A 26223-nucleotide genomic window follows, 5' to 3' on the forward strand; every position below is an offset into this window, starting at 1 on the left:
TTTTTCCTGTTTGCTTGTGAACCTAGCGCATCCGTCCCAAAAGACTGCGCCCAAGCAAAACCGCGCCACAGGCAATCCCGGCAATCAGAATGCCGATACTGCCCCAGCCAAACTGCTCGGCCATGGATCCCGCAATCGCCGGGCCGACCATCAGCCCGATATTATTGCCCTGCATGGCAAAACCGATGGTCACAGCGACAAGCGCGCTTCGCGGTGCGGATCGCCCGGCGGCATCAAAAACCACAACCGGGATAAACCCGCCGGCAAATGAAAAGACAAATGCGGCCGGAAACGGCACCAGAACCGAAATCCCGTCGATCAGAATACCGGCACTGCAAACCGTCATGACCGCAAATGCCGTCATCAGGATACGCTGCGCCTGATATCCCCTCGCCAGCATCACACCACAAACGATGTTCCCCGCCGCCCCGGCCAAAACAATCACTGCGCCCAGGACACCCGAAAGTTCCGGCCCGATCTGCATGCCCCTGGACAAAAGCATCGGCAAAAATCCGAACACGGCAAAATAGCACGCCGTATAGGCGGCAAAGATGCCCCCCAATATCCACGGCGCACCAGATCGCAACGCCCAGCCAAGATCATCGCCAATCGCACGATGATCAGAGTCATCGCTTAGATCCGCATCAGGAATCGCCCGCATATATCCGCGCAACAAAACGGCATATCCCGCCAGAAGCACCGCATTGCCAAGCCACAATCCGCGCCACCCGATCAGCCCCAGGACCGGGGCCGCCAGCATGACAAGACAAATGCCAACCGGCATGAAAGTCGCCCAAAGCGCCACGGCCTTTTCGCGCCCGCCATCGCGCGTGGCCGCTGCGATCAATGTCGGGGCGGCAACAATCAGCAACAGAAAACCAATACCCTCAAGCACCCTTGATGCAAGGATGATATCGAAAACAGGGCTCAACCCGCCAATCGCCGATCCGATGGCCTGCATCAAAAGCCCCGACAACGCCATGCCCTTTGCGCCAAACCGCCCGACAAGCAGGCCAAGCGGTGCCGCCGCCAGTGCGCCGACAAGCGCAAAGGCCGATAACAGCCAGGACGCACTCGCCAGCCCGACGCCAAGGTCATCTTGCAAGGCCGTCATCACAACCGGCACCTTGCCGACCTGGAATGCCGATACGATGCCCGCACCGACAATCACCGGCACAACGAAACGGCCAATTGCCACCGTTTGCTGCCGGTCACCGATCATGTTCATCATGCACTTCGGGCTTTAAGCAGATGCCGCCCTTCGGAAAGCGCAATTGCGGTTCGGGCCACATGCTCCCCCTGGAACCGGGCGCCGTCCAGCTCGTTTTCCGACGGGCTGCGATCCCCGCCCTGTCCGTCATCGGCAATGGTCGATGCCCCGTATGGCGAACAGCCGGTAACTTCGTCCATCCGCCCCTGCCCCTTGAAGGTATAAGGCAGTCCGACAATCACCATGCCGAAATGCAATAACGGGATATGGGTCGATAAAATCGTTGTTTCCTGCCCGCCATGCTGGCTGCCGGTCGATGTAAAGACACTGCCAACCTTGCCGACAAGCTTGTCCTGCGCCCAGATCCCGCCCGCCTGATCAAGGAAGTTTTTCATCTGGCTTGCCATATTGCCAAACCGGGTCGGCGTGCCAAAAATGATCGCGTCATAATCGGCCAGATCGGAAACCGTCGCGATTGGCGCTGCCTGATCCCGTTTGTATCCGGCACTTTCCGCCACGGCATCCGGCACGATCTCGGGCACGCGTTTGATATCCACAATCGCCCCGGTTTTGCGCGCGCCCTCGGCAACCGCATTGGCCATGATTTCCATATGGCCATAGGACGAATAATAAAGCACCAGAACCCTTGTCATGACCGCTCTCTTTCAAATTGTTGCGACAGGGTTCCTTGCATCGCACAGCCATCCGTTCGAAATAAGTGGCAAAAGAACGATCAAAATGTTCTAAAATATCGATCATGCTGGATGGATTGACCCTTGATCAGATGCGCGTTTTGATCGCTGTTGCCGAAACCGGAAGCTTCCGGGCTGCGGCAAAACGGCTTGGCCGCGTGCAATCAGCGATCAGCCACGCCATCGGCAATCTTGAAACCGAACTGGGGATCTGTCTTTTTGACCGATCCGGGCACCGCCCCACCCTGACCGTCGAAGGCCAGACCCTGCTTGCGGATGCCCGTGCAGTTCTTCTGAAAACCGATGCGTTGCGCGCCCGCGCGCGCGGCATGGAACAGGGTGTGGAACTCGAACTGCGCATCGTGGTCGATACGCTGTTTCCCCTGCCCGAAATCGGTGCGGCTCTTCTGGCGATGCGAAATGCCTTTCCCACCGTTTCGGTCAATCTCTCGGTCCTGCCGCTTGGTGGTCCGGTTTCGGCCCTTGATCAGAAGAAATGTGATCTCGCCATTACGGTCGGCGAGGAATTCCGCAACCCGCATATTGAGGCAGAGGCCGTCGGCACAACCGCGATGATTGCCGTGGTTGCCGCAACACATCCCCTGGCGCATGACATTCGGGACGACACCCTTCTGCCCAAAACCGCCCTGGCCGAACATCTACAAATCGTCATCAAAGACCCGACCCCGCTTTCAGACGGAACCGATATCGGCGTTTTATCGCCCGGCACCTGGCGTGTCGGCAGTCTGGACGTCAAACACAGCCTTATTCTGGCCGGACTTGGCTGGGGCCGCATGCCGTTCTGGCGGATATCGCAGGACCTCGAAGACGGCCGCCTGATCCGCGTGCCCGCCGCCTCGTTTGGAAAGGACGGCGAAACGCTGCTGCACTGCTATCTCCTCCATCGCACCGATCAGGCGATGGGCCCCGCCGCCCGCCTGCTGCGCCGGGAAATACTCGCACATCGATGACCACGCCCGCATTGCCAATACGGCCTGATTTTGAAGCCAAACACAAAGTCATGTCTGATATTGGTCGTGGCTCGAAGGGACTGAAGCCAGCCCCCTCTAATCATACAAATACATGAATGGTAATATAACCACTTCCGGGGCAGACGGTTATTTAAACACCTTAGCTCCATCACAGAATTTGTCATTTATATGGCAAGCATAAAACCATATTTTATTCGATTTTATTTGAGATTTTTCATCATCAATTCGTCATAGAATATGGATAGGATGCAAATTCAACGCATCAATACATATCGGAGTTTCTGCTCTGTGAATATCATGTCGATTTTAAGTCAAACGTACAAACCGGGCGCATGGTTTTCTGTTTTGTTTGCATCTGCACTCCAGGGATGCAGTACATCAAACATAATAACATATTCATTCGAAGATACTTATCAGGAATACAGCGACCAGAATTGCAGCTTTGATTACGTGGCTGCATTCAAGACCATGGCAGAAAATAATATTGCTGTCGCTCAAACAAGGAAAGCTACTGATCGCGGACTAAAAGAGTTTGTAAATAACTTTCCTGAAATAGATCAAAATCAAAACTCAAGTTGTTTTTTTGAAGCCATAGTAACAGTGGGAATCCCCTTCTATGGCAACGCCCCTGCCAGTTATGGGAAGCATTATTACGAGATCTGGCTCTCGCTGGATAGCAGCACAGAATTGATGGAGATTTGCGCTGGTGCAAATACCATTGTTGCAGGAGTTCCTGGCCTTGAGGGAGAGGCGATTAACCACGGAATAAAAACACCGGATGGTTACAAAAGTGGTTATGCCAACACTTTAAGACATTTACCCATATGTGCCGTTCAAAGAGTTGATTAATGGATATGACACACCCCAAACAATCCAATCTTTGAATTCCTTGGGCTTCCCCCTAATCTGTGCCGATAAATCAGTCATCGCCCCGATTAACGGAGTATCCCGTGTCCGCCGTCATCACGCCACCGATCACCGCCAATACCGCCCTTATCGTCCTTGATGTGCAAAAGGCCATCGACGATCCGAAATGGGCGTCAAAAAACAATCCCGGCTATGTCGATAAAATCGTCGATCTGCTGGCGGGTTTTCGGGCGGCAGGCATTCCGGTGATCCATATCCGCCATGACGAACCCAATCCGGCCTCGACCTATCACACCGATGGGCCGGGCAATGCGATCAAACCCGAAGTCGCCCCGCTGCCGGGCGAACCGGTCATTGCCAAAAATGTCAATTGCGCCTTCATCGCCACCGATCTTGAAAAATACCTGCACGATCATGGCATTACACGTCTGGTCTTTACCGGTGTCGTCATCCACAATTCGATGGATGCCTCGATCCGGGTCGCGCACTGTCTGGGCTTTGATGTCATCCTGCCGCTTGATGCCACCACCGCGATTGACGTCACCGACGCCAAGGGTATCCGTCACGATGCGCAAACCGTGTTTGACCTGTTTGCTGCGGTTCTGGGATCGGAATATTGCACGCTTTCGACGACGGATGATGTGATCGCCGCCCTGCCCGCATAACGATAATGCGGCCCGAAAACCGGGCCCTCTATCCACTTTGCGCAAAACCTATCCACTTAGTGTCAAGAAACGACACAATCATCTCTTTGAGAATAGCCCTCGCCATACACCGCCCCTAAAGCTCTTGCGACGGACCCGATCATCGGCACCGGACAAAAGGGGGAATATGGGCATGGCGAACAATGAATAAGATCAGAAGCACCTTCAAACAGGAACGATCTGATCGTTCGCCCCTCAACGCTTGCAAATCTTTCTTTAAAAAAGGGCTTTGTGCGCTGGCCCTGACGGGATTATCACTGCCCTTTGCCAACAGCGCCTTCGCCATTAGCGTCGGTTGCGGTTTTTGGAACCTTACAATTGGCAGCACCAGCGCCATAGTGACCTCCAACGAAGTTTTTAGCGCTTGGGAGGTCGCCGAGATCACCTTCACACACGTAACCGGCCAATCACCAAACAACTACACCTATACCTATACGGACAATATAAACGCCGCCAATTCACGCTCCGCCACAGCGGGCAGCACCACCACCGGCGATACTGTCACCCTCACCATCCAGATCCCGGCAGATACGACAAGTGGCAAGCTTTTCATTAATGCCTCGGGCACGACCGCAAGATACAACATGACCGCAACCTGCGTTGCCGGAACAGAACCGGTCGCGGAAGCAGAAGAGTTAAAATCCTCCGCCAGCACCACCTCCGCCGTTGTCAATGCCGTCTCGCGCTCCCAAACCACCGTCATTCAACAGAATATCAGCGCGCGTGTCTCGTCCGTGATCAGTACTGCCAACAATACCAATACCAATACCGATAACGTGCCCGACCGAACCGCCTCAATGGTCGAAACCGGCACCCATCGCACCAGCCTGACCGGCACAACGCCCGATGATGATCGCAACAGCATCACCGACGGCGATGATGCGCTGCGTCGCATGGCAATGATGGGCAGCTTCGACAGCTCCACCGGCAAAGGCATGCAGATGCTCGGCCTTGGCCCGACCGATCAGGGCGATGTTGGCGGCGCAAGTGGCATTGACGGACGGTCTGCCTTTGCCACCACAACGCCCTTTACCGTGTGGGGTCACGGCTCCTTTACCTCGGTCGATAACGACTATGTCAATGGCACCAATGACAACCGCTATGACGGCGATGTCTGGGGTTACAATGTCGGGCTGGATTACCGGTTTGCCGATGCCCTGATTGCCGGCCTGTCACTTGGCTATAATGATACCGACCTGACCACCGCCTTTAACAATGGCAGCTATCAGGAAACCGGCTGGGTCGCATCGCCTTATGTGATTTATCGCCCGCTCGCGAACCTCTCCATCTTGGCCGAAGCCGGATACGGCATGGGCGAGATTGATGTGGCACGCGATAACAATGCGGTGTCGGGCAATACGGACTCAGATATCTGGTATGCAGCCCTGACCACATCTTATCGGATCAGCCCGACCGAAACCCTGTCGGCGGCGTCCCTCACCCCGTCACTGGCGTTTCTCGCGGCCCGCAAGACGGTCGATGCCTATCGTGAAAGCGACGGCACAAACAACGCCACCACCCGGTCCAACACCCGGCAGATCAAACCGGCGATCGAGGCGGCCTATGACTTCACCCCAACTCAAAGCCTGACCGTCTCGCCCTTTGTTGAAACCGGCCTGATCTATGATTTCACCGATGAAATCAACAATGACAAAACCGCGTTCAATATTGGCGGCGGTGTGCGGCTGTCTGACTCTGCTACCGGCCTGAGTGCCGCACTCGAAGGCAACTACCTTGCCGGTCGGTCGGACTACACCGAATACACCATCGGCGGTACGATCCTTTACGGCTTTGAACTGGTTGGCGATGATGGCCGTCCCCTTGGGATCGTTACACCATTCTTCGCCAGCAACCTCAACGAATATGGCAATCAGCGCATCCGCACCGGATTTGGTTTTGATACCGGCAGGCTTAGCAGCGAACTCGCACTCAGCCATATGATGTCGGTTGCCAACGATGATGATGACGATGACACCGACACCAGCCGGATCGAAATCAGCATATCGATGCCTTTCTGATTTCTCGCAACCAACCGCCCGATAAAATCCGCAACGCCCCCGGTCACAGGCCGGGGGTTTTGCGTTTCACCATACATCCAGCCGGATCAATTATTTACCCGCGGGAACAACTTCGCCAAAGCCGCGTTGTGATCTCTGTTACACACGTCCTGCTTTCAGGACACGAGCAAACGCAAACAAAAATAACAGGAGCCCCCAATGCCCATCAGTCGTATCGCAGGCATCGTCATCTGTATCATCGGCATCGCTCTTTTGATTGTTGGCTTTAACGCGTCTGAAAGTGCGGCCGATCAGTTGTCCGAAACCTTCCTTGGCCGCTATACCGACGAAACCGTCTGGTATCTGATTGCTGGTGCTGCGGCTGCCATTGGTGGCTTTGTCATGATGATGTTCGGCGCCAAGGCCCGCTGATCATCCCGATCCGGGTGTTGCCATTGTTTCCCCAAACTGCCCTTTCGCGTGCAATGGCAACACACTGTTGACGAACGGTGACTGGTCAGGTGGCCCAAACAGGCACATATTCGCAATCAGTATTTTGTGAATGTCGAGGTGCCCCACCATGACCAGTCCCGTTGCCAGCCCTGTTTCGACCGCCCCGCAGGGCAATCTTGCGCCGATCTTCATTTCGCACGGATCGCCGATGCTGGTCGCACGCCAAAGCACCCCGGCCTTTGATTTCTTTACCCGCGATCTTGGGGGGCAGTTCGATGGCGCACGCGCCATTCTGATCGTCTCGGCCCATTGGCAGACCGCCACGCCGACCATCTCGACCGCCGCCCGCCCGGACACCATCCACGATTTTTACGGCTTCCCCAAACCGATTTATGACCTGCATTACGATGTGGCGGGCGATCCCGCACTGGCATCCGAAATTGCCGGTCTGATCGGCGCAGAAACCGATGCCGCACGCGGCCTTGATCACGGCGCATGGATGCCTTTGATCATCGCGCGCCCCGGTGCCGATATCCCGGTATTTCAGTTATCCATGCTGGGTCATGGCAGCCCGGCAGATCATTTTGAGTTGGGTAAAAAGCTGCGCGGCTTGCGCGATCTGGGCGTTCTGGTGGTTGGCAGCGGGGCGATGACCCATAATCTCCGCGCCCTTGACCGTAACGAGGGCGCGATTGATCCGTGGGCACAGGAATTCACCAACTGGATGCTTGGCAAACTGGCCGCCCACGATATCGATGCCCTGCTCGATTACCGCGCACAGGCCCCGCACGCCGCCATGGCCCACCCCGAAGACGATCACCTGATGCCGTTTTATGTTGCCCTTGGGGCTGCGGTGGGGGCGGCGGGTGATGATTTCGTACCCGAAACCCTGCATGACAGTTTTGAGTTCGGCAACCTTGCCATGACGGCCCTGCGCTTCTACGATCCCCAAAGTGCGACTGCGGCGGCCTGATCACACCGATCATACGGGCCGCCCGAAACAAAGCGGGATGCCATGCTTACCCAGGATCAGACCACCCTTGAAATCAGCACCACCGGACAGGGCCTGCTTGAATTCACCGATCAGGTCCAGTCATGGCTGCAACAGACCGGCATCAAAACCGGTCAGGTGACAATCTATTGCCGCCATACCTCGGCCAGTCTGACGATCCAGGAAAACGCCGATCCCGATGTGGTGCTTGATCTTGAAACCTTCTTTGCAAGGCTGGTGGAAGAAAACCCCAGCCTCTATCGCCACACCGCCGAAGGCCCGGACGATATGCCAGCCCACATCCGGGCTGCGCTGACCGATGTGTCACTCACCATCCCGGTTGCGCGTGGCCGCGCGGTTCTGGGAACGTGGCAGGGCATCTATCTGTTTGAACATCGCCACGCCCCGCACCGCCGCCAGATCACCCTGCATCTGATTGGGGAATAGGAGCCGAATAATTCCGCCCCTGCACTCTCACGCCGCCGTCACCGGCCGGCGCAGCCAGATGCCTTTGATCTGGGTTTCAAGCAAATCACGCAATGTCGCGCACATGTCTTCGCAATCGTAATTCTCCGCCCCGACATGTTCATGAATGGTGAACAAAAACAGCGCGATAACGGTTTTGTGGATTGCTGCGGGTTCGATTGCGGGGTTCAGTTCCCCGTCAAGCTGCGCATCCTCGATCAGGCGCATCACCGCATCAATCAGGCCGCTACCGCGCATCAGTTCCTTGACCGCCCCCTTGCGCGGCGAAAACACCAATTGCTGCAAAATCACCTGCCAAAGTCCCGGCTGCAACGCGATCTGCGCAAAGCGATAGGATGCGATATGCATCAGCTTGTCGACAAAGCACCATTCGGGCTCCATCGTATGCAGCCCCTGCTTGATCGCATCGGCCAGATGGTCACCCACACTGGAAATCAGCAACTCTTCCTTGGTCGGAAAATGGCTGAAAATCGTGCCTTCGGCAACCCCGGCTTCCCTTGCGATTTCGCGCGTGGATGCCCCGTCATAACCCTGCGCGTCAAAGCATTTTCGCGCCGCGATCAGGATATTTTCACGTGTCTGTTCGCGTTTGGTGGCACGGCTGTTCACACCGGTCTGCATAAGACATCCCTTATTTAATTGAGCACACTCAATGAGCATACTCAATTAAACTCGATATCCGCCGCTGTCAATTGCCCGTCATTTCGGGCTGCGTTTCAAGCTCGGCCTGATAAGTGGCGTTCTCGCAAGGAGCAAAGATATCCTGCCCCTTGCGATAGACCGATGTTTCGACCCCCATCACGCCCAGTACGGTTGAAAACACATTGTCATGCGAAAAGCTGCCGGTTCTGGCCTGATCGCTCAGACAAACGCGACTGACCCCGCGATCGGCGACAAACCCGTCCGACGCCCAGACAAACATCGGCACCCGCGTCTGTTCATCGGGCGCAAACATGTATGGCGCCCCATGCAGATACATGCCGCTTTCGCCAAGTGATTCCCCATGATCGGACACATAAAGCAGCACGGTATTGTACCGATCCTGATAGGACTGCAACCGTTCCACCAGCCTTGAAATCACAAAATCGGTATATCGGATGGTGTTGTCATAGGTATTGATCAGCTCCTGCTGCGTGCAGTTTTCAATATCGCTGCGCGGGCAGTCGGGCGTGAAAAACCGGTGTTCATCGGGATAACGTTTGTAATAGGTCGGCCCGTGGCTGCCCATCAGATGCAGGGTCACCAGCCGGTCGCCCGCCATCGCGGCAATCTGGTCATCAAGCCCTTCTAACATCACCTCGTCATGGCAGGTGCCATTGGCGCAATATTGCGGGAAATCTTCGGGTTTGATTTCAACATTCGGGATGCGGTCACACGCCCCTTTGCAGCCTTCGTCATTTTCCTTCCAGAACACCGAAACACCCGCCTTCGCCACCACATCCATCAGGCTTTCGCTATGGCTGGCAACCTCGCCATTATAATTGGCATGATCCATGATCGAAAAAATGCACGGGACCGAAACCGCCGTTGCCGTCCCGCAGGACCGCACATCCTGAAACGCCAGCATTCCGGGGATTTTCTGGGTGAATTCCGATGTCGGGCGGGCATAGCCATTGGCCTGCACGCTTTGCGCACGTGCCGTTTCCCCGATCACCAGGAACATCAGGGTCGGCTTGCCGTTGCCCGCGACCTTCACCACCTGATGGGCGTCATTGCCGACCGTCTGGAACGGCATCGATGATGATACATAGCGTCGTTTGACATACTGAATACTGCCCGTCACGTAATTGACCGGCGAAACTTCCTTGCCCAGCACCTTGTGGTTGCGCCCGACCGATGCGTAATCCTTGAAATAAAGCCCGGCAATCCCGCCAAAAAACACAAGCGGCACCACCATCATCGCCACCCGCTGCACTAGCCCGCGCACGATACTGCGCGGATAGCGCACCGGCAGCAGGAACAGCAAAATCACCGGCACGATCCCGGTCACGATAAACCAGATCGCCGATTGCACATTCAGATAGGAAAAGGCTTCGGTGGAATTGGTTTCAACCACATTCTCGATCATGCTGCGGTCAAACACGATGCCATATTTGATCATCGCATAATTCGAAAGCGCACCGGTAATCAGCAGCAGGGCAAAAAACGGCTTTAAAAGATATCTGAACGAAAACGGCGTGAATAAAACAATAGACCCCAGCAGCAAAACAAACGGCGCACTGGCCGCAAAGCCAAGGTCATAGGCGTCAAGCTGCCCAAGAATGCTATAAAAATGCCCCAGAACCTTCCAGTTCAGGACAAGCGCGAAATAAACCGCCAGCCCGACAATGACAAAACGATAATCAATCGGGGAAAAACGCAATCGCATCCGGCCGAGGAAGCGAACAGACAAGCGAACAGGAAGGCTGAAACGGGACATCGGCACTCGCACAAAAGGGGGCAATATGCCCCACGCTTGTGCTGCAATGTCTATCCGCGTTTGGCAACCGGACCAACAATGCCGGGATCAACCCGATCGTGGGGCAACCGGTCACTCAACCGGCCCCCGATTGCTATCAATCGAAACTGACAGCAACCTGAACGGTGCTTTCCTGCCTTTGCAAAAGGGGTCAGGCGGTTTTGGCCACCCGCCTGCGCAGTCTGCTTTCGCGAAGCCCAAGGTAACTATGCGTCGCCAGTGTGACGATCACGATTGATCCGCAAATAAGCGTCGTGCGGCTTGGCACCTCGTCAACCACCAGCCACACCAGAAGTGATCCGAAAATCGCCTCGTTCAGCATGATCAGGCCCGCCTCGGCGGCCGGGATTTTCTTCGCCCCGGCGGTAATGAACAGAAACGACAGCGGCAACACCACACAGCCCAGCAGGATCAGCCAAAGCGGATCAAGCGGCTGAAGGGCCAGGGGCTCCGCACTTGGCACCATCACCAATGTCGCAAGAAACGCGCCCAGCATCATGGCGCGCACCGCATCAATATGAATGCGCGTACCGACCACATTGAAATAACACGCCATGCAGATCGCCGTACCCAAGGCCAGAATATCGCCAAGCGTATTGGCCCCGCCAAATCCCGCCCCGACAATCGCCGCTAGCGAGACAAACACCACAACCGACGCAACCCATGTCCGCATCGCCAGAACACGCTTGAACACAAATACCGCAATCAGGGCCGATAACAACGGGGTTGCGGCAATGATCACCAAGGTATTGGCCGCATCGGTATTGCGGATCGACAGGATGAAACACGCACTTGTGCCGCCATAAAACAGCCCCGCCAGCATTTCATCGCGGGTCGGCATCATCGCATGGCGCAATGATTGACGGCGGCGCACCCCGCGCCAGAACGCGATCAGGGCAAGCGTGGACCCAAGGATCAGCAACCGCCAGAACGCGGTCGTCATGTCATCGGCCTTGACCAGCCTTACCAGAAGCGCATCGGGACTGATGATCAGAACCCCGATCAGCACCAGCCACGCACCGTGCAAATCGGCAATTTTAAACCGTCCTGATCCCATTTCGTCCACGTCCCCTGATTGTTTTATGCCACCCGTTTCGGGCTTGGCTTTCTTGTGCGACGGATTGCGATTGATGACAAATCCAAATTTCTCATCAATCGATCAGCGTTGCTTATGAAAGCAGGCCGTATTTCACACAAAAGAAATGGTTTTGTTTGCGCGCCAAGGCCGATAAGTTGGAACCGTTTTCGCCACACCAAATCACGAGGATCAAATCCATGGCCGGAAAAATCGACGCTCGCCTTGCCGAACTCGGCATCACCCTGCCGCAGGCAAATGCCCCGGTTGCCAATTACGTGCCCTATGTCCGTTCCGGCAATCTTGTGCATGTCTCCGGTCAGATCACCATGGAAAACGGCGAACTGAAATTCCTCGGCAAACTTGGCCGCGACTATCAGGTCGAAGACGGCCAGAAAGCTGCCCGCCTGTGTGCGCTCAACCTGATCGCACAGGTCCGGGCCGCCATTGGCGATCTTGATAACGTCAAACGCGTCGTCAAACTGAACGCGTTCGTCAATTCCGACCCTGCCTTCACCGATCAGCCCAAGGTCGTCAATGGCGCCTCCGACACCATGGTCGAAGTTTTCGGCGAAGCCGGCAAACATGCCCGCTCTGCGGTTGGCGTTGCCTCCCTTCCGCTCGGCGTTGCGGTCGAAATCGACGGCATTTTCGAAGTCGCCTGATCCCCGATCCATCTGCCAAACCACAACCGTCATTCCCGCGACAGCGGGAATCCATATCCCACACTGCTTTGTGGATCACGGTTACCGGCAGAACGCGCAAACATCCAAAAGCCGGGCACATGCCCGGCTTTTTATTTCCGCAAAAATCCCCCTTGACCTTACCCTTACTTGAGGTTCTATGAACAAACGCATCACGAATTCAGGAGAATTGCGATGCGTGTTTTTATTCTGGGGGGAAGCGGCCTGATCGGGGCGGCCATCGTGCGCAATCTGGTGTCGGCCGGGCATCATGTTTTTGCCCTGGCACGAAGCGAAAACAGTGCCGCCAATCTTGCTGTCATGGGCGCATGGCCGATCCGGGGCGACATCCACAATCCCGGCCCATGGTGCGATAAATTGCCGGTGGTCGATGCCGTCATCCATGCCGCATGTGATTTTTCGGCTGATATGGGCGGGGTTGATGCCGGGATGCTGATCGAATTGCTGCACGTTCTGCACCGTCAATCCGGGCCAAAGGCCCCCGCCCTGCCGCGCTTCATCTATACCGGCGGAAGCTGGCTTTATCCCGCCGCCACATCCGATGACGCCATCCATGATGAAAAAACGCCCTTTGCCCCGGTTGCGGGCTTTGAATGGATGGTGCCCGGTCTTGCCAAAATCCTGTCCGATCCGGCCCTGCATGGCATGGTGATCCATCCGGCCACCGTCTATCGCACCGATCCGCCGCTTCGGGGGCGCCCGTCCTTACCGGGCGGGGCGCTGCATGACATGGCGCGCAAGGCACGCGATGAAAACCGCATTCGGATTGTGGGGGATGGTTCGGTCATCTGGCCGCTGATCCATGCCGATGATCTGGCCGATCTTTACCGGCTCGTGCTTGAAAACGGGGAACGCGGCCAAAGCTATATCGGGGTCGGCATCGAAGGTATCGCGACCGGCGATCTTGCCCGCCAGATCGCCAAAACCTTTGGCCGGGCCGATTGCGGGATTGAGCATATCAGCCCCGATGACATCGCGCGCGAATATGGGCAATGGGCGCGTGGCCTTGCGCATAGCCACCGCATGACCAGTCAAAAGGCGATCGGTGAACTCGGCTGGCAACCGCGCCATACCGATATCACCCGTGACCTGCAAAGCTGCTGCGGGGTTTCCGCAGCAGCCTAATCCTCAGATCCGGCCAAGCAATGCCAGCGAGACCACGATAATCAGCACGACGCCCAGCAAACCGATGCTGGTGTGACCAAAACCATAGCCATACCCCCCAAAGCGGCCGCTAAACCCGCCGAGCAGGAAAATCACGAGCAGAACGATAAGGATAATACCTACCAATGACATTTGGACCGTCTCCTGTTTTACTTAAAATAAAGATAACTTATTCTTGGGGTCCGTTTGGCGTTTGCTGGTGTGACAGCCGCAACCAGACACCGTCGTCGTTCAGATAGGTCGAGGTACAAAGTGCTTCGTAAATCGGTACTTCTGCACGTTCGGCCGAAACGCTGTACGCCAGAACCGCAACATCGCCCTTGCGCGTGATCGCAAGATCGCTGAACGCCACCGTCCGCCATCTTTGTGCGACCGCATTGTTGCGCCATATGGCTTCATCCACCAAAATCCCTGCGGGATATGGCAGGACTGCAACCGCGCCCTTCGCCGTCAGGTGATGAGCGTCACTCGCCCCCTCGGTCCAGAAACGCTTTTCCAGCGCCCAAAGATCGTCCTTGTCTGTCATCAACCGGCCTTTTTTCGAAAATTTCGGAATAGAGCCCACCGCGCTGCCTACTTTCCGAACCAAAGTATACCCACATGGACAACAAGAAATGCGATGGCGATTATCAGATAAAGTCGGCTACCCAAAATGCCGGGCGCGGGGGTGTCGGCCTGCCCGATATTGTCGTGCCTCTCCCCGCCAGGCAGGGAGGCAATCATCCGCGTCACGGCATCGGCCCGTTCGGCAATCAGGGACGGCACATCGGTAAAGCGCGCCGCCAGCCCGTCAAGCCGGTCCCACGCGGATTTTTTGGGCAGCGCGGCAAGGTCGGATGCCTCCTGCCACGGATCGACACCAAGCCGTGCCAGCATCGACAGAACCGTAACACTGGTTCCCTTTTTGTCGTCTCCGACAGATGTTTGCAGGAATTGGTCGTATTTCGTGTCCAGACCGATGGTCGATGGCGCATGTGTCATGGCAAGCCCCTTAACCAGCAGATTTCGGGGTACGCCGGATCGACGCGCCCCGATATGCTTCGGGCTGGGAAAAAGCATATATCGGGCAGTCTAGACCAAAACCGGGATCTTCTTACTAATACAGGTTAGGTGCAGCGCATTTTCCCTTTAGATTGAAAAGGTTCTAATGCTTGCCCACCGCGTTAAGCCCGACCACGCCGCCAATGATCATCAAAAGGAACAAAGCCTTGAACGCGCTCATCGGTTCCTTGAAAAACATCACGCCAATCACGGCGACCGCCGCCGTGCCAAGGCCCGACCACACCGCATAGGCCGTGCTGACCGGCATGGTCCGAAGGGTGAGCGAAAGCACCCAGAAACTGACGCCATAAAGCGACAGGGTCAAAACCGCAAACCGCCAGTCGGTAAACCCATTCGACAGCTTAAGCGATACCGTCCCGACCACTTCAAGGCAGATCGCACCCAACAGATAAACCCATGCCAGCATAACCAACCCTTTCACGGTCAAAGATTTTGTGTGCCCAAAATGGCCAAAACCATCGCGCGGGGCAAGCCATCCGTGTGCATATATTCAAAGGCCCTTCGATCTGCATCAAATCCCACCCCAAAGCCATTGCGTATAATTGCACGCCAAGGCACATTGCGGGCGCATTGCAGCCTGTACACCAACATGCAACACTGCGCCCGGATTTGAAGCCCGAATAAAACAGGGATAAAGACATGATCGAAACCGATATTCTGATTGCAGGCGGCGGCATCGCCGGCATGAGTGCGGCGGCCCGCTTTGCGGCTGACGGGCATAAGGTCATGATCGTCGATCCCGCCCCTGCCGACATTGGCGAAGGCACTGATTTGCGCACCACCGCCTTCCTGCAACCCGGTATCGAAACCCTTAAAAAGGCCGGTGTCTGGGACGCGATCAAACCGACGGGTGCCGAACTTCGCGTCATGCGCATCGTCGATGCCGGGGGCAATGAAATGACCCCGCGCGAAACCGCCGATTTTGATGGCGCGGAAACCACGCAGGGCTTCTTTGGCTGGAACGTCTCGAACAAGGCCGCCCGTGTTTCGCTGATGGCGAAACTTGAAACGCTCCCCAATGTCGATTTCCGCTTTTCCACAACCGTCACCGGCTTCACCGGCACCGCGCGTTATGGTGAGGCCACATTATCCGGCGGCGAAACCGTGCGCGCCAAACTGGTCGTGGCGGCGGACGGCCGCAACTCATCCTTGCGCGACTTTGCCGGGATCAAACATCGCCGCTGGGCCTATGATCAAAGTGCGCTGGTCTTTGTCGTCACCCACGATAAACCGCACGACAATATCTCGACCGAAATCCACCGCACCGGCGGGCCGCTCACCCTCGTGCCGATGCCCGATCTCGATGGCAAACCCTGCTCGTCCGTCGTCTGGATGACCCCGGCCGACCGCGCCCAGCAGCTTTACAATATGGATGACACCACCCTTTCGGCGGAAATCACCCACGACACCATGTCGATGTTCGGCCCGCTTACGGTCGCAAGCCCGCGCGCAGTCTGGCCAATGATCTCGCAAGTCCCCTCACGCCTGATTTCGGCAAGGCTTGCCTTGGTCGCCGAAGCCGCCCACGTCGTCCCGCCGATTGGTGCGCAGGGGCTTAATATGAGCCTCCATGACATCGAAACCCTGGCCGAGCTGATGGCAAAGGCCAAGCTCAAGGGCGACGATATCGGCGCCACCACGTTGCTCAAATCCTACGAACGCAAACAGCTTCCCAAAACGCTGGCGCGCGTTGGCGGCATTGATCTGCTCAACCGCGCCTCCATGTTCGAACCCAGAACACTGCGCGACCTGCGCTATGCCGGGCTGACCGCGATCAACCGCATCGGCCCGCTGCGTAAACTCGCGATCAAGGTCGGGGTGGGGAAATAACTTAGCCCCGATCCCCAACCGTCACTCCCGCGAAAGCGGGAGTCCAGCCATCCGTGCCGCAAGTACTGCCAAAACGGTCAAACAATCAGCTTCCCATCCGGCCCGAAAAACGGATGCGGTCCGTCATACCGGTCAAGATAGGCCAGATGCGTCATCAGGCTATGCTGCCCCGCATCCCAGACATGCAGATGCATCGCGGGCGGCTCCATGACAAAGGCCGATGGTCCATCGGCGCGTAAATCAAACGCCACCTGATGGGCGACCGATGGCCCGATCATCAACGGCACCCCGGCCCAGATCGTATGGATCGGACGATGCACATGGCCACAGAAAATCGCCTTGATCCGGTCACGATGCACCGAAACGATTGCCGCGAGTTCTTCTGCCCCCGCGCCCAGATTTTGCGCGTCCATATGGGCAATCCCGGTCACAATCGGCGGATGATGCATGAAAATCGCGCAATCCCGGCCATCCCCGTCCAGAAGCACATCGCGCAGCCAGTCAAGCTGTGTCTTCCCCAGAACGCCGCCTGGCTTGCCCTCGTCAAGCGTATCCAGCGCAATCAGGCGCAGCGGAAAATCATCGACCACATAATTCACAAACCCGGTATCGGCCCGGACCGGCGTGGCGTAGGGAAAAGCTGCCCGCAGCGGCCCGCGTCGGTCATGATTGCCCGGCACCATGAAATACGGGATCGTCAGTTTGGTAAGGATTTCCGCCACCAGCGCATACTCGTCCCGGCTTCCAAGATCCCCGATATCGCCGGTAAACAGCACCACATCCGGGCGCGGCACCATTGCCATGACATGGGCAACCGCCTTTTCAAGCGCACCTGCGGTATCCACCTTGCGATAGGCAAGCCTGCGGCCCTCCCCGATATGCAGGTCGGTCAATTGTGCAATCAGCATTTTCTTTGATTTCTTTCTTTTGTTTTATGACTGGGCCGTAACAGCGGGAAAAACCGTTAGCCGGTCGGCATTAACCCGGCAATGCACATCCGCCCCGGCTTCAATCACGTCATCGGCATGGGTATCGATTGTCACTGCCTGCGAACCAATCCCCGACACGGTCAGACGCAACCGTTCGCCCAGGTAGGATACCGCCTCGACCCGGCCGGTAAAATGCGCCTCGTCCAGATCACAGGGCGAAAGCCCGTCCGCCCGGAAATAAAGCTCCACCGCACCCTGATCAAGTATCGCCCCATGGCGTGGATCAAACGCATCGACCGCATCAAAAACATGGGCGCCGATATGCAATCGCCCATCGCGCATCTGCCCTGTCATCCGGTTGGCCGCCCCGACGAAATCGGCGACAAACGGGTTTTGCGGCTTGCGGTAAATCTCGCGCGGGGTGCCGATCTGCGCGATCTCGCCCTTTTGCATCACAACAATCCGATCACCCAGCGCCATGGCTTCTTCCTGATCGTGGGTAACGTAAACCGCGGTAATGCCAAGCTTGCGCAACAGCGCATTGATCTCGGTCCGCAACCGCACGCGCAGTTTCGCATCCAGCGCGGTCAGGGGCTCGTCGAGCAACAATACACGCGGCTGCACCGCAATCGCACGCGCCAGTGCCACACGCTGGCGCTGCCCGCCCGAAAGCTGGTCAATCCGCCGATCCGCCAGCATGTCGATATGCATCATTTCCAGCATCGCATCGACGCGGGCATCGCGTTCCGCACTGGGCACCCCATGCACCTTAAGCCCATAGGCAACGTTTTCTGCCACCGTCATATTGGGAAACAGGGCATAGGACTGAAACACCATGCCGACCCGGCGTTTTTCAATCGACTGGCGGGTGACATCATCCCCGTCAAAGCTGATCACACCGCCCGCATCGGGGAATTCCAACCCGGCGATCATCCGCAAAATGGTCGTCTTGCCGCATCCCGACGGGCCCAGCAGAACAATCGTTTCCCCGCCCTCGATCGTCAGGTCAAAGGGCGCCAGTGCGCGTGTGCCATCGGCAAAGGTTTTCGCACAATTGCGAAGTCTGATCTGCGTACTCATAACGTATCCTCCGCCGTATCGATGCGTCTGGATGCGCGCTTGCCCCGGTCGGCAAGTGCCTGCATCGCAATCAGCAACGGCATGATCAAAACAAAGAAAATCAGGGTATAGGCACTGCCGATTTCAAGGCGCATCGATGCATAGGCATCGGCAAGGCCGACCGGCAATGTCTTGGTAAGCGGCGTATGCAGCATCCAGGTCAGGTTGAATTCCCCGATGGAAAGCGTCACCACCATAAGCGCACCTGCCAGAATACCCGGCTTGGCATTGGGCACGATGACGCCAAAGAACCGCCTCCAGAACCCTGCCCCAAGGCTTGCCGCCCCTTCTTCCAGCATCTTCATATCCATCGCTGCCATCACGGCTGCGACCGAGCGCACCATGAATGGCAGGGTAAACAAAACATGCCCGGTCAGGATGAAAAGCCAGCTTGATCTGTATCCACTCACCCCGCCATAGGTAATCAGCAACGCCAGCGCCAATGCCAGCCCCGGAATGGCCACCGGCAGTGTCAGCAATTCCTCAAACAGCCGCATCATCCGGCTGGGCCGTCGCACCAGCACATAGGCCAGCGGCACACCCGCCACCAATGTCACCACAAGGCACGCCATCGCGATACCAAGCGAGAGCAGGATGCTTTGCGCATAAAGGTCCCAGACCTCAAACACCCAGCGCAGGGTAAGCCCCGATGAAAGTCCCTTGAACACATTGACCGTCACCCCGGCCAGGGCCGACATCACCACCGGCACCACGATAAACAGGCACAACACAATCGTCAGGCCCAGCTGGCTGTAAAACTTCCAGTCACGCCGCATGATCACGCTCCCCCACCGGTGCCCGATGTCGCACCATTGCCAACAAAAACCCGCACCGCTGCCAGAACCGCCCATGTCATCGCGCCCAACGCGATGCTAAGGGCCGCGGCCACCGCGATATTGGCGTTTCGGGTAAATTCGGTATAGATCACCATCGGCAGCACATCGATATCGGTCGCCAGCGTAAAGGCCGTGCCAAACGCCCCCATCGCGGTCGCAAAACAGATCGCACCCGATGACACAAGACCGGGCATAAGCCCCGGCAGGATCACATCCTTTACCACCCGCCATGTCGGCGCACCCAGCGACCGTGCCGCTTCTTCAAGCTGCGGATCAAGCTTCTCCGCCGATGCCATGACGGCCAAAATCACCCGCGGGATCGAAAAATAAAGATAGCCGACAAACAACCCGGTGATCTCATAGGCAAAAACGATCTTCTCGCCCCAAAGCGCATCGCTGATCGATCCGATCACCCCCTGCCGCCCCGCCAGCATGATCACCATGAAACCAACCACCGTCCCCGGAAACGAGAGCGGCAAGGTCAAAAGGGCAGTAATCACATTGCGCCCGGCAAACCGGTTACGCACCAGAAACAGCCCGCAAATCCCGCACAGCACAAGCGCCGTCACCGTAACGCCCCCCGACATCACAAGCGTCTGGATCAGGCTTGCCAGATACCGATCATTTGTCAGGATCACGAAATAGGTCGCAAGCCCATCGGGGCCATCCGCCACCCGCATCGCGACAAGCGCCATGGGAAGGATGAAAAACGCCGCGACAATGATCAGGCCGGGCAACATCAACAATGCCAGAATGGCCGGGCTTCCTGCCCCCGGTGTTGCCCGCCCGAATAAAGAGGATGGGAAAGCCCATGGGAAAGAAGGGCGCGAACGCCCCTCTTTGATATGTTCAACCGACGACACTTACCGCACCTCGGACAGATAACGCTCGCCAAAACCGGCCTGAACTTCGGCCATTTTGGCGTAATCGACCGGCTGGGAACGCTCATATTCCGCGGCCGGAAGGAACTTTTCGGATGCTTCCGGCGACATCGCCGATGCAATCACCGGGCGCAGGAACGCATTGGCCCAATGGGCCTGCCCGGCATCCGACATCACATAATCCAGAACCTTTTTGCCATTGTCGGCATGCGGCCCGTTTTTCACCAGACTCATGACATAGGGAACGGCAACCGTACCCTCGGTCGGGATGACAAAGGCGACATTGGCCTCGTCCTTGTATTTCGCACGATAGGCATTGAAATCATAATCGATCAGGATCGGAATCTCACCCGACAGAACCCGCGCATAGGCGGTCTGTTTCGGCACGATCGGATCGTTTGCTTTCAATTTTTTGAAAAACTCGATCCCCGGCGTGAAATCGTCAAGCGACCCACCCATCGCCCGGTTGATCGCAACCGCACCGGCATAACCGACAAACGCGCTTGACGGGTCAAGATAACCGACCATGCCCTTGTATTCCGGCTTCAGAAGGTCCGACCAGCTTTGCGGAACCGGCGCCCCGCCAAGGGCTTCGGTATTCACAAAAAGCCCAATCGTGCCGGAATGAATGGCAAACCATGCGCCTTCCGGGTCTTTCAGGCCGTCCGGGATCTTGTCGAAATTGGCCGGTTTGTAATCGGCAACAACGCCTTCCTGCTTGGCCTTGATGCCAAACGAAACCCCGTAATAAGCAACGTCGGCAACCGGATTATCCTTTTCCGCCAGAAGCTGGGATAACGTCTGACCGGAATTCTTGTTGTCCTGCGGCACATCGATCTTAAGGTCGCGCGCAATGTTCTTAAGCTGCCCGCCCCAATCGGCCCATTCCGGCGGACAGTTATAACAAATCGCAACATCTTCGGCGAAGGCGGGTTGCGCAGCCACAACAGCAAACGCCGCACCCATGACAAGTTGTTTGAAACGCACTTTTGATCTTCCTATACTCGGGTTGATGAACGGTGCGGGGAATTTCCACGGAACAATCCAATGGAGTCCCCGTCGCTTAGATGATGAGGCAGCAACAAACTCTGCGGGTTTGTCTGCCCCTTGATCAGGCCGCGCAGGAATGCAAGCGCCTGCCGGCCCATCTCCTGGGTGGGTTGAACTGCCGAACACAGCTTTGGCGTGATCAGCCCACCCACCGAAATTCCGTCAATACCGCCAACCGAAACATCACCGGGCACCGATAACCCATGCGCCCGGCACGCGCTGATCGCGGCAATCGCCAGCATGTCGGTCGAACAGACAATCCCCGTGACCGCATCGGGCCCCAACAGCAGATCGCGCAGCGGTTCCACCAGATCGGTCTCGCCAAACCGCACCTGCACCAGATGCTTTTTCTCGATCCCGGCCTGATCCAGCGCCCGGCAAAATCCGTCATACCGCTGGCGCGACCGGTCCGAACTTTCAAACTGGCCTGCCACCATCGCAAGTGACCGATGCCCCTTGGCAATCATGGCGTTGGTGATGTCAAAGGCCGACTGCGCGTTATCCACACTGATCGCGGCGATATCGGCGCGTTCAGGCTGGTTAAACAGCAACACGAACGGAATTTTCTCGGCCAGCAGCAAATCCACCACCGGATTGTTATCCGCATTGGCAAGGGTCAGGATCAACCCATCGACGCGATTGTTCAAAAGGGCTGAAACCGCCCCCATTTCGCGCTCGGGATCATAGTTGGATGATGTCAGAAGAACCGTAAGCCCCTCGATATTGGCTTCCTGCTCGATCCCCTGCACCGATGTGGCAAATACCGGGTTGGCAAGGGTCGGCACCAGAACGCCCACCGTGCGGGTCTGGCTCATCTTCAACCGGCGACCATTGATATTGGGCCGGTAATTCAGATACCGCATCGCCGCAGTCACGATTTCGGCGGTTTCCGCCGGAACCTCGCCGGGGAAATTGATCACGCGCGATACCGTCGCAATCGAAAGACCGGACTTGCGCGCCACATCGCGCATGGTGGGTTTTGACGACATACCAGAACTCCTGTAACGCCCCCACCATAGGCAAGTTACAAGTCAGTCTGATAACGCATTTGTTGCCGTTTTATGAACATTTGAAACGTTTACATCCGCAGAAAACCGCGATTTCACAGAACATCCCCGCCCCCTGCCAAATCCGATTTTCACAAGCCCGACATGGCCCCGCCCCCTTGTTTTTCCCCGCCAAACAAAAAGCCCGGCAATCACTTGCCGGGCTTTTTTTGTCGGGTCATCCCCTCAACTCTGATGCAACCGCAACTCCGCCATAAAACCATCCGGCTTGCCGGGGCGCGGGGAATGGAGTGTTAGCTCGCCATTGATATTGCCAACGATGGTTTTGACAATCGAAAGGCCAAGCCCCGCCCCGCTTGCCCGCGTATTGGATCGTTTGAACCGCGATGTCAGGTCATCAAGGTCTTCGGGCCGCACCGCATCGCCCGCGTTCGAAACCCTGACCGTGTCGCTGCCAATCACCTCGACCATGACCTTTTCCTGATCGCTGCCATGTTTAAGCGCGTTTTCAATCAGGTTGCGCATGCAGATCGCAAAGGCATCATGATCAATATTGGCCGAAAGGGCTGCGGCCTGTTTCGGGTCAAAGGCGATGCGCCCCGCACCATCCGCCACCCGTTCCAGATCATCAATGACAAGCCCCAAGGTCGTGCCAAGCCTCTGATTTTCCCCGGTCGGGCTTAAGCCCACCCCGGCCTCGGCGCGGGCGAGTTGCAAAAGCTTTTCTGATAGCCGCGACAGCCGTTTAAGGCTTTCCTCGGTCTGCCGGGCCCGGATGCGCCCCGGATGGTCTTCGGGCAGTTCCAGCACAAGCCTTTGCGTCTGCGCCAATGCCGCGGCAATCGGGGTGCGCAATTCATGCGCGCTATGCGCGGTAAAGGTCCGCTCGGCACTCAATGCGGCATCAAGCTTTTCCATCAGCCGGTTGACGGCGGTGACGATGGTGCTGATTTCTTCGGGCGCATCGTCCAATTCAAGGGGCTGCAAATTGCCCTCGCCACGTTCCTCGATCGCATCGCGCACGCGCAACACGGGGCTCAACCCGCGCCTCAGCGCCACGATCACGCCGATAATCACCGCCGGGATCAGCAGCACAATCGGCAGGAACTGCGCCACCACGCTTTCAAAAAGCGCCTCGCGCCGGTGTTCAAGCGGCTCTGCCACCTGAATGATCCGCGTGCCCCCCAGAAGGACGGCGGTATAAATGCGGAAATCCTGCTCGTTATAAAATCCTTCGATCAGGGGCGCTTCAAACGGATTTTCCTGCGCGTTATAGGACCGCAGCAAAAGCCCGCCCCCGCCCTCGCGCACCTGATACATCAGGTAATCCTCGCCAAGTTCCTCGTCCCCGTCGCCATCCCCGTGATCTTCGGTGCGGATTTCGCCCTTGGCCGGGCTTGGCAGCACTTCCTGCGCACTGCCGCCATCATGGCGTTGCAGATAATCATCAATCAGCGGCGCATAGCGATAGGCCGTGGTGACAAGGCTGTTATCAAACGCTTCCTGCATTTCGTGATACATGCTGTACGCCGCCAGAACCGACCCCGCCAGCCAGAAGATACTGACCGTCACCGTCAATCGCCGGGCGAGCATGAATTGCAGGCTGTTTTTGGCCATCTTGCTCATAAGCTCAGATCATCCCTCAATGCGATAACCAACACCGCGCACGGTATGGATCACCGCCTTGCCCAGCTTGCGCCGAAGGCGGCTGACATAAACCTCGACCGTGTTGCTTTCGATCTCCGCACCAAATTCATAAAGCGCTTCTTCAAGCTGTGCCTTGGATAAGGTCGCGCCCGGACGGCGCAGCAATTGATCAAGCAACGCCCATTCCCGCGATGTCAGGTCGGTCTGCCCGCCATTGACCAAAACCGTCCGGCTGGCCAGATCAACCTCGATCGCACCACCCTCATCACCCGAAAGCCGGATCAACGGGTTGGGATTGCCCGAATACCGCCGGGCGACGGCAAGCAACCGTGCCGAAAGCTCGTTAAGGTCAAACGGCTTGACCAGATAATCATCCGCCCCGGCATTCAGCCCGGCAATCCGGTCTGAAATCTGATCCTGCGCGGTCAGGATGATGCACGGCGTGACACTGCCGGCACGGCGCATGCCGCGCAAAAGATCAATCCCCTTGCCATCGGGCAGGTTGAGGTCAAGCAGCAGCACATCATAAGGCGTTCCGCGCAGCATGATTTCGGCCTCGACCACGCTGTCGGTCATGTCAACCGCATCCCCCGACGCCAGCAAATGATCACGCACCGCCTCGGCCAGATAGCGTTCGTCTTCCACCAGCAAAATCCGCATCGCGCCCCGCGTCCCCGTTCCCGTTCCCGTTCGAATTCAACGCCAAACCGGCAGATATGCCGTGCAAAGCTGACAATAACCTGAACGGAGGCACCCCCGCCCTTCAGCTTGCTGTCAGCAAACCGCGTCACGATCACCCCATTCGATACGCCAGCCATGACCGTTTCAACGTGATCTTAAAGGACCCCGACAATGAAAAGAACGCTTTTCCCGGCTGCCTCTGCTGCGGCACTGACCTTCGCCCTTCTGGCGGGTGCCGCCTTTAGCCTGCACTCCGCCCCGGCACGCGCCAGCGATGATCTTTGCAACGTCCCCAAAGACGAATGGCAGCCGATGGAAAACCTCGAAGCCAAACTGAAAGCCGATAGCTGGACCGTCAAAAACATCAAAACCGAAGACGGCTGCTACGAAGTTTACGCCAAGACGCCGGATGGCAAGCGGGTCGAGGCCTATTTCAACCCGAAAACCTTCGAAGCCGTCAAAACCAAGGAAGACTGATTACAGCCTTCTCGAACCGCACCCCGTTGCCCCCGCTCCGGTGATGTGACGCTCCCTCACCCGCCCATCACCGGAGCATCCGCCTAAAAAAGGAACCCGATCAATGCAGGTTAAAGTCTGGGACCCGCTGGTCCGTATTTTTCACTGGGGCCTTGCGGCGAGTTTCGCCATCGCCTGGATCACGGCCGATGAATGGGATGCCCTGCATCACTGGGTCGGCTATGCCGCCGGCGGCCTGATCGCCTTTCGCCTGATCTGGGGTCTGATCGGCTCGCGCTATGCCCGTTTCTCGCAATTCATCCGCCGCCCGTCGGTCGTGATGGCTTATCTTGGCGATATCATCACCGGCCGCGAAAACCGCTATATCGGCCATAACCCGGCCGGGGCTGCGATGATTGTCGCCCTGATCATCGGCATGATCGGCTGCGCGCTAACGGGATGGATGTATACCACCGACGCCTTCTGGGGGGTGGACTGGGTCGAAGAAACCCACGAATTCCTTGCCAATGCGCTGCTTGCCCTTGTGCTGGTCCATATTGCCGGGGTGTTGCTGGCAAGCCTGCGCCACCACGAAAACCTTGTCCGCGCCATGATCAATGGCCGCAAACGGGTTGCCGGGTCTGACGATATTTCCTGATCGGCTCATCCCGGATCGCAATCGACTTTGCTTTCCGTGACAGGCGCATTCGGTGTACCCTTCCCCGGATACAACTTCCGATGATCAGGAGCCCCCGATGCGCTTTCCCTTTCTTGCCCCCGCAACTGCCCTTGTCCTTGCCTTTGCCGTTTCGGGCTGCACTGGGAAAACCGGTGAATATGCCGGGCGTGGTGCCGGGATCGGCGGAATTTCGGGGGCCGTCGGCGGCTTTGTGACTGCCGCGATCTTTGGCGGCAACCCGGTCGAGGCCGCG

General features: G+C 57.1%; 29 protein-coding genes. 12 read left to right on the plus strand and 17 right to left on the minus strand.

Annotated features, from left to right (window positions below; all coding sequences use genetic code 11):
* Positions 1 to 22: 22 nt before the first annotated feature.
* Both TH5_RS13045 and wrbA read right to left on the minus strand, forming a co-directional pair.
* Positions 23 to 1228: an MFS transporter gene (locus TH5_RS13045; protein ID WP_167443544.1), complete on the minus strand. Its 1206-nt coding sequence runs from the start codon at positions 1226 to 1228 to the stop codon at positions 23 to 25.
* Positions 1228 to 1863 carry an NAD(P)H:quinone oxidoreductase gene (gene wrbA, locus TH5_RS13050; protein WP_114122229.1) on the minus strand — a complete coding sequence of 212 codons (636 nt, stop codon included), beginning with the start codon at positions 1861 to 1863 and terminating at the stop codon, positions 1228 to 1230. Before wrbA ends, TH5_RS13045 begins: the two co-directional genes overlap by 1 nt.
* 104 nt (positions 1864 to 1967) lie before the next feature.
* Between wrbA and TH5_RS13055 the strand changes: the two genes are divergently transcribed.
* From TH5_RS13055 to TH5_RS13085, 7 genes are all read left to right on the plus strand, one after another.
* A complete protein-coding gene (locus TH5_RS13055) occupies positions 1968 to 2873 on the plus strand; it encodes a LysR family transcriptional regulator (protein WP_114122230.1) in 906 nt (301 codons plus the stop codon).
* 309 nt (positions 2874 to 3182) lie between these two features.
* On the plus strand, positions 3183 to 3743 hold the full coding sequence (locus tag TH5_RS13060; protein ID WP_147250103.1) for a hypothetical protein: 561 nt from the start codon (positions 3183 to 3185) through the stop codon (positions 3741 to 3743).
* Positions 3744 to 3844: 101 nt separating this feature from the next.
* A complete protein-coding gene (locus tag TH5_RS13065; RefSeq protein WP_244204910.1) occupies positions 3845 to 4426 on the plus strand; it encodes a cysteine hydrolase family protein in 582 nt (193 codons plus the stop codon).
* A 182-nt stretch (positions 4427 to 4608) separates the two neighbouring features.
* On the plus strand, positions 4609 to 6483 hold the full coding sequence (locus TH5_RS13070; protein WP_114122232.1) for an autotransporter outer membrane beta-barrel domain-containing protein: 1875 nt from the start codon (positions 4609 to 4611) through the stop codon (positions 6481 to 6483).
* Positions 6484 to 6681: 198 nt separating this feature from the next.
* A complete protein-coding gene (locus TH5_RS13075) occupies positions 6682 to 6894 on the plus strand; it encodes a DUF3185 family protein (protein WP_114122233.1) in 213 nt (70 codons plus the stop codon).
* A gap of 148 nt (positions 6895 to 7042) precedes the next feature.
* Positions 7043 to 7888 (plus strand): DODA-type extradiol aromatic ring-opening family dioxygenase, encoded by an 846-nt coding sequence (locus tag TH5_RS13080; protein WP_114122234.1) that lies wholly within the window; start codon positions 7043 to 7045, stop codon positions 7886 to 7888.
* 42 nt (positions 7889 to 7930) lie between these two features.
* The gene (locus TH5_RS13085) at positions 7931 to 8353 is read left to right on the plus strand and encodes a secondary thiamine-phosphate synthase enzyme YjbQ (RefSeq protein WP_114122235.1); all 423 of its coding nucleotides are present in this window, start codon (positions 7931 to 7933) and stop codon (positions 8351 to 8353) included.
* Positions 8354 to 8380: 27 nt separating this feature from the next.
* Here the strand turns inward: TH5_RS13085 and TH5_RS13090 are convergent, their stop codons facing one another.
* From TH5_RS13090 to TH5_RS13100, 3 genes are all read right to left on the minus strand, one after another.
* Complete coding sequence (locus TH5_RS13090; protein WP_114122236.1) at positions 8381 to 9013, minus strand: TetR/AcrR family transcriptional regulator; 633 nt, start codon at positions 9011 to 9013, stop codon at positions 8381 to 8383.
* A 67-nt stretch (positions 9014 to 9080) separates the two neighbouring features.
* The gene (locus TH5_RS13095) at positions 9081 to 10811 is read right to left on the minus strand and encodes a phosphoethanolamine transferase (protein ID WP_244204911.1); all 1731 of its coding nucleotides are present in this window, start codon (positions 10809 to 10811) and stop codon (positions 9081 to 9083) included.
* A 190-nt stretch (positions 10812 to 11001) separates the two neighbouring features.
* Positions 11002 to 11907, minus strand: coding sequence for a DMT family transporter (locus TH5_RS13100; RefSeq protein WP_114122237.1), 906 nt, complete (start codon positions 11905 to 11907; stop codon positions 11002 to 11004).
* A 218-nt stretch (positions 11908 to 12125) separates the two neighbouring features.
* On the opposite strand from TH5_RS13100, the gene TH5_RS13105 reads away from it, so the two are divergent.
* Positions 12126 to 12590: a RidA family protein gene (locus TH5_RS13105; RefSeq protein ID WP_114122238.1), complete on the plus strand. Its 465-nt coding sequence runs from the start codon at positions 12126 to 12128 to the stop codon at positions 12588 to 12590.
* Between the two features lie 213 nt (positions 12591 to 12803).
* Positions 12804 to 13754: an NAD-dependent epimerase/dehydratase family protein gene (locus TH5_RS13110; RefSeq protein ID WP_114122239.1), complete on the plus strand. Its 951-nt coding sequence runs from the start codon at positions 12804 to 12806 to the stop codon at positions 13752 to 13754.
* Positions 13755 to 13757: 3 nt separating this feature from the next.
* Here TH5_RS13110 and TH5_RS13115 read toward each other — a convergent pair whose 3' ends face one another.
* The 4 genes from TH5_RS13115 to TH5_RS13130 form a co-directional block, all read right to left on the minus strand.
* Positions 13758 to 13925, minus strand: coding sequence for a DUF3309 family protein (locus TH5_RS13115; protein WP_114122240.1), 168 nt, complete (start codon positions 13923 to 13925; stop codon positions 13758 to 13760).
* 37 nt (positions 13926 to 13962) lie between these two features.
* Positions 13963 to 14319: a hypothetical protein gene (locus TH5_RS13120; protein WP_114122241.1), complete on the minus strand. Its 357-nt coding sequence runs from the start codon at positions 14317 to 14319 to the stop codon at positions 13963 to 13965.
* Positions 14320 to 14366: 47 nt separating this feature from the next.
* Positions 14367 to 14774: a hypothetical protein gene (locus tag TH5_RS13125; protein ID WP_147250104.1), complete on the minus strand. Its 408-nt coding sequence runs from the start codon at positions 14772 to 14774 to the stop codon at positions 14367 to 14369.
* A gap of 163 nt (positions 14775 to 14937) precedes the next feature.
* Positions 14938 to 15261 (minus strand): DMT family transporter, encoded by a 324-nt coding sequence (locus TH5_RS13130; protein WP_114122243.1) that lies wholly within the window; start codon positions 15259 to 15261, stop codon positions 14938 to 14940.
* Between the two features lie 233 nt (positions 15262 to 15494).
* Between TH5_RS13130 and TH5_RS13135 the strand changes: the two genes are divergently transcribed.
* A complete protein-coding gene (locus TH5_RS13135) occupies positions 15495 to 16685 on the plus strand; it encodes an FAD-dependent oxidoreductase (protein WP_114122244.1) in 1191 nt (396 codons plus the stop codon).
* Positions 16686 to 16762: 77 nt separating this feature from the next.
* Here the strand turns inward: TH5_RS13135 and TH5_RS13140 are convergent, their stop codons facing one another.
* From TH5_RS13140 to TH5_RS13175, 8 genes are all read right to left on the minus strand, one after another.
* Positions 16763 to 17593, minus strand: a complete 831-nt coding sequence (locus tag TH5_RS13140; protein ID WP_114122245.1) for a phosphodiesterase — start codon at positions 17591 to 17593, stop codon at positions 16763 to 16765.
* A gap of 24 nt (positions 17594 to 17617) precedes the next feature.
* Complete coding sequence (locus tag TH5_RS13145) at positions 17618 to 18694, minus strand: ABC transporter ATP-binding protein (RefSeq protein WP_114122246.1); 1077 nt, start codon at positions 18692 to 18694, stop codon at positions 17618 to 17620.
* Entirely contained in the window at positions 18691 to 19509 is an 819-nt protein-coding gene (locus TH5_RS13150) for an ABC transporter permease (RefSeq protein ID WP_062951740.1), read from the minus strand. Before TH5_RS13150 ends, TH5_RS13145 begins: the two co-directional genes overlap by 4 nt.
* A 2-nt stretch (positions 19510 to 19511) precedes the next feature.
* Positions 19512 to 20432, minus strand: a complete 921-nt coding sequence (locus TH5_RS13155) for an ABC transporter permease (protein WP_208638446.1) — start codon at positions 20430 to 20432, stop codon at positions 19512 to 19514.
* Positions 20433 to 21437 (minus strand): ABC transporter substrate-binding protein, encoded by a 1005-nt coding sequence (locus tag TH5_RS13160; RefSeq protein ID WP_114122247.1) that lies wholly within the window; start codon positions 21435 to 21437, stop codon positions 20433 to 20435. It abuts the gene before it with no gap.
* An 11-nt stretch (positions 21438 to 21448) separates the two neighbouring features.
* A complete protein-coding gene (locus TH5_RS13165) occupies positions 21449 to 22489 on the minus strand; it encodes a LacI family DNA-binding transcriptional regulator (protein WP_114122248.1) in 1041 nt (346 codons plus the stop codon).
* 243 nt (positions 22490 to 22732) lie between these two features.
* Complete coding sequence (locus TH5_RS13170) at positions 22733 to 24133, minus strand: ATP-binding protein (protein ID WP_114122249.1); 1401 nt, start codon at positions 24131 to 24133, stop codon at positions 22733 to 22735.
* Between the two features lie 9 nt (positions 24134 to 24142).
* Positions 24143 to 24814 (minus strand): response regulator, encoded by a 672-nt coding sequence (locus TH5_RS13175; protein ID WP_114122250.1) that lies wholly within the window; start codon positions 24812 to 24814, stop codon positions 24143 to 24145.
* A gap of 192 nt (positions 24815 to 25006) precedes the next feature.
* On the opposite strand from TH5_RS13175, the gene TH5_RS13180 reads away from it, so the two are divergent.
* Both TH5_RS13180 and TH5_RS13185 read left to right on the plus strand, forming a co-directional pair.
* Positions 25007 to 25312 carry a PepSY domain-containing protein gene (locus tag TH5_RS13180; RefSeq protein ID WP_114122251.1) on the plus strand — a complete coding sequence of 102 codons (306 nt, stop codon included), beginning with the start codon at positions 25007 to 25009 and terminating at the stop codon, positions 25310 to 25312.
* Positions 25313 to 25415: 103 nt separating this feature from the next.
* Positions 25416 to 25949 (plus strand): cytochrome b/b6 domain-containing protein, encoded by a 534-nt coding sequence (locus tag TH5_RS13185; protein WP_114122252.1) that lies wholly within the window; start codon positions 25416 to 25418, stop codon positions 25947 to 25949.
* Positions 25950 to 26223 lie beyond the last annotated feature (274 nt).

The organism is Thalassospira xianhensis MCCC 1A02616 (genome assembly GCF_003326475.1).
GTDB lineage: Bacteria > Pseudomonadota > Alphaproteobacteria > Rhodospirillales > Thalassospiraceae > Thalassospira > Thalassospira xianhensis.

Bases quoted from the DNA above. Each gene is read 5' to 3' on its own strand.
- TH5_RS13045 (WP_167443544.1), bottom strand. From the start codon at position 1,228: ATGAACATGATCGGTGACCGGCAGCAAACGGTGGCAATTGGCCGTTTC.
- wrbA (WP_114122229.1), bottom strand. From the start codon at position 1,863: ATGACAAGGGTTCTGGTGCTTTATTATTCGTCCTATGGCCATATGGAA.
- TH5_RS13055 (WP_114122230.1), top strand. From the start codon at position 1,968: ATGCTGGATGGATTGACCCTTGATCAGATGCGCGTTTTGATCGCTGTT.
- TH5_RS13070 (WP_114122232.1), top strand. From the start codon at position 4,609: ATGAATAAGATCAGAAGCACCTTCAAACAGGAACGATCTGATCGTTCG.
- TH5_RS13075 (WP_114122233.1), top strand. From the start codon at position 6,682: ATGCCCATCAGTCGTATCGCAGGCATCGTCATCTGTATCATCGGCATC.
- TH5_RS13080 (WP_114122234.1), top strand. From the start codon at position 7,043: ATGACCAGTCCCGTTGCCAGCCCTGTTTCGACCGCCCCGCAGGGCAAT.
- TH5_RS13085 (WP_114122235.1), top strand. From the start codon at position 7,931: ATGCTTACCCAGGATCAGACCACCCTTGAAATCAGCACCACCGGACAG.
- TH5_RS13090 (WP_114122236.1), bottom strand. From the start codon at position 9,013: ATGCAGACCGGTGTGAACAGCCGTGCCACCAAACGCGAACAGACACGT.
- TH5_RS13095 (WP_244204911.1), bottom strand. From the start codon at position 10,811: ATGTCCCGTTTCAGCCTTCCTGTTCGCTTGTCTGTTCGCTTCCTCGGC.
- TH5_RS13100 (WP_114122237.1), bottom strand. From the start codon at position 11,907: ATGGGATCAGGACGGTTTAAAATTGCCGATTTGCACGGTGCGTGGCTG.
- TH5_RS13105 (WP_114122238.1), top strand. From the start codon at position 12,126: ATGGCCGGAAAAATCGACGCTCGCCTTGCCGAACTCGGCATCACCCTG.
- TH5_RS13110 (WP_114122239.1), top strand. From the start codon at position 12,804: ATGCGTGTTTTTATTCTGGGGGGAAGCGGCCTGATCGGGGCGGCCATC.
- TH5_RS13115 (WP_114122240.1), bottom strand. From the start codon at position 13,925: ATGTCATTGGTAGGTATTATCCTTATCGTTCTGCTCGTGATTTTCCTG.
- TH5_RS13120 (WP_114122241.1), bottom strand. From the start codon at position 14,319: ATGACAGACAAGGACGATCTTTGGGCGCTGGAAAAGCGTTTCTGGACC.
- TH5_RS13125 (WP_147250104.1), bottom strand. From the start codon at position 14,774: ATGACACATGCGCCATCGACCATCGGTCTGGACACGAAATACGACCAA.
- TH5_RS13130 (WP_114122243.1), bottom strand. From the start codon at position 15,261: ATGCTGGCATGGGTTTATCTGTTGGGTGCGATCTGCCTTGAAGTGGTC.
- TH5_RS13135 (WP_114122244.1), top strand. From the start codon at position 15,495: ATGATCGAAACCGATATTCTGATTGCAGGCGGCGGCATCGCCGGCATG.
- TH5_RS13140 (WP_114122245.1), bottom strand. From the start codon at position 17,593: ATGCTGATTGCACAATTGACCGACCTGCATATCGGGGAGGGCCGCAGG.
- TH5_RS13145 (WP_114122246.1), bottom strand. From the start codon at position 18,694: ATGAGTACGCAGATCAGACTTCGCAATTGTGCGAAAACCTTTGCCGAT.
- TH5_RS13150 (WP_062951740.1), bottom strand. From the start codon at position 19,509: ATGCGGCGTGACTGGAAGTTTTACAGCCAGCTGGGCCTGACGATTGTG.
- TH5_RS13165 (WP_114122248.1), bottom strand. From the start codon at position 22,489: ATGTCGTCAAAACCCACCATGCGCGATGTGGCGCGCAAGTCCGGTCTT.
- TH5_RS13170 (WP_114122249.1), bottom strand. From the start codon at position 24,133: ATGAGCAAGATGGCCAAAAACAGCCTGCAATTCATGCTCGCCCGGCGA.
- TH5_RS13175 (WP_114122250.1), bottom strand. From the start codon at position 24,814: ATGCGGATTTTGCTGGTGGAAGACGAACGCTATCTGGCCGAGGCGGTG.
- TH5_RS13180 (WP_114122251.1), top strand. From the start codon at position 25,007: ATGAAAAGAACGCTTTTCCCGGCTGCCTCTGCTGCGGCACTGACCTTC.
- TH5_RS13185 (WP_114122252.1), top strand. From the start codon at position 25,416: ATGCAGGTTAAAGTCTGGGACCCGCTGGTCCGTATTTTTCACTGGGGC.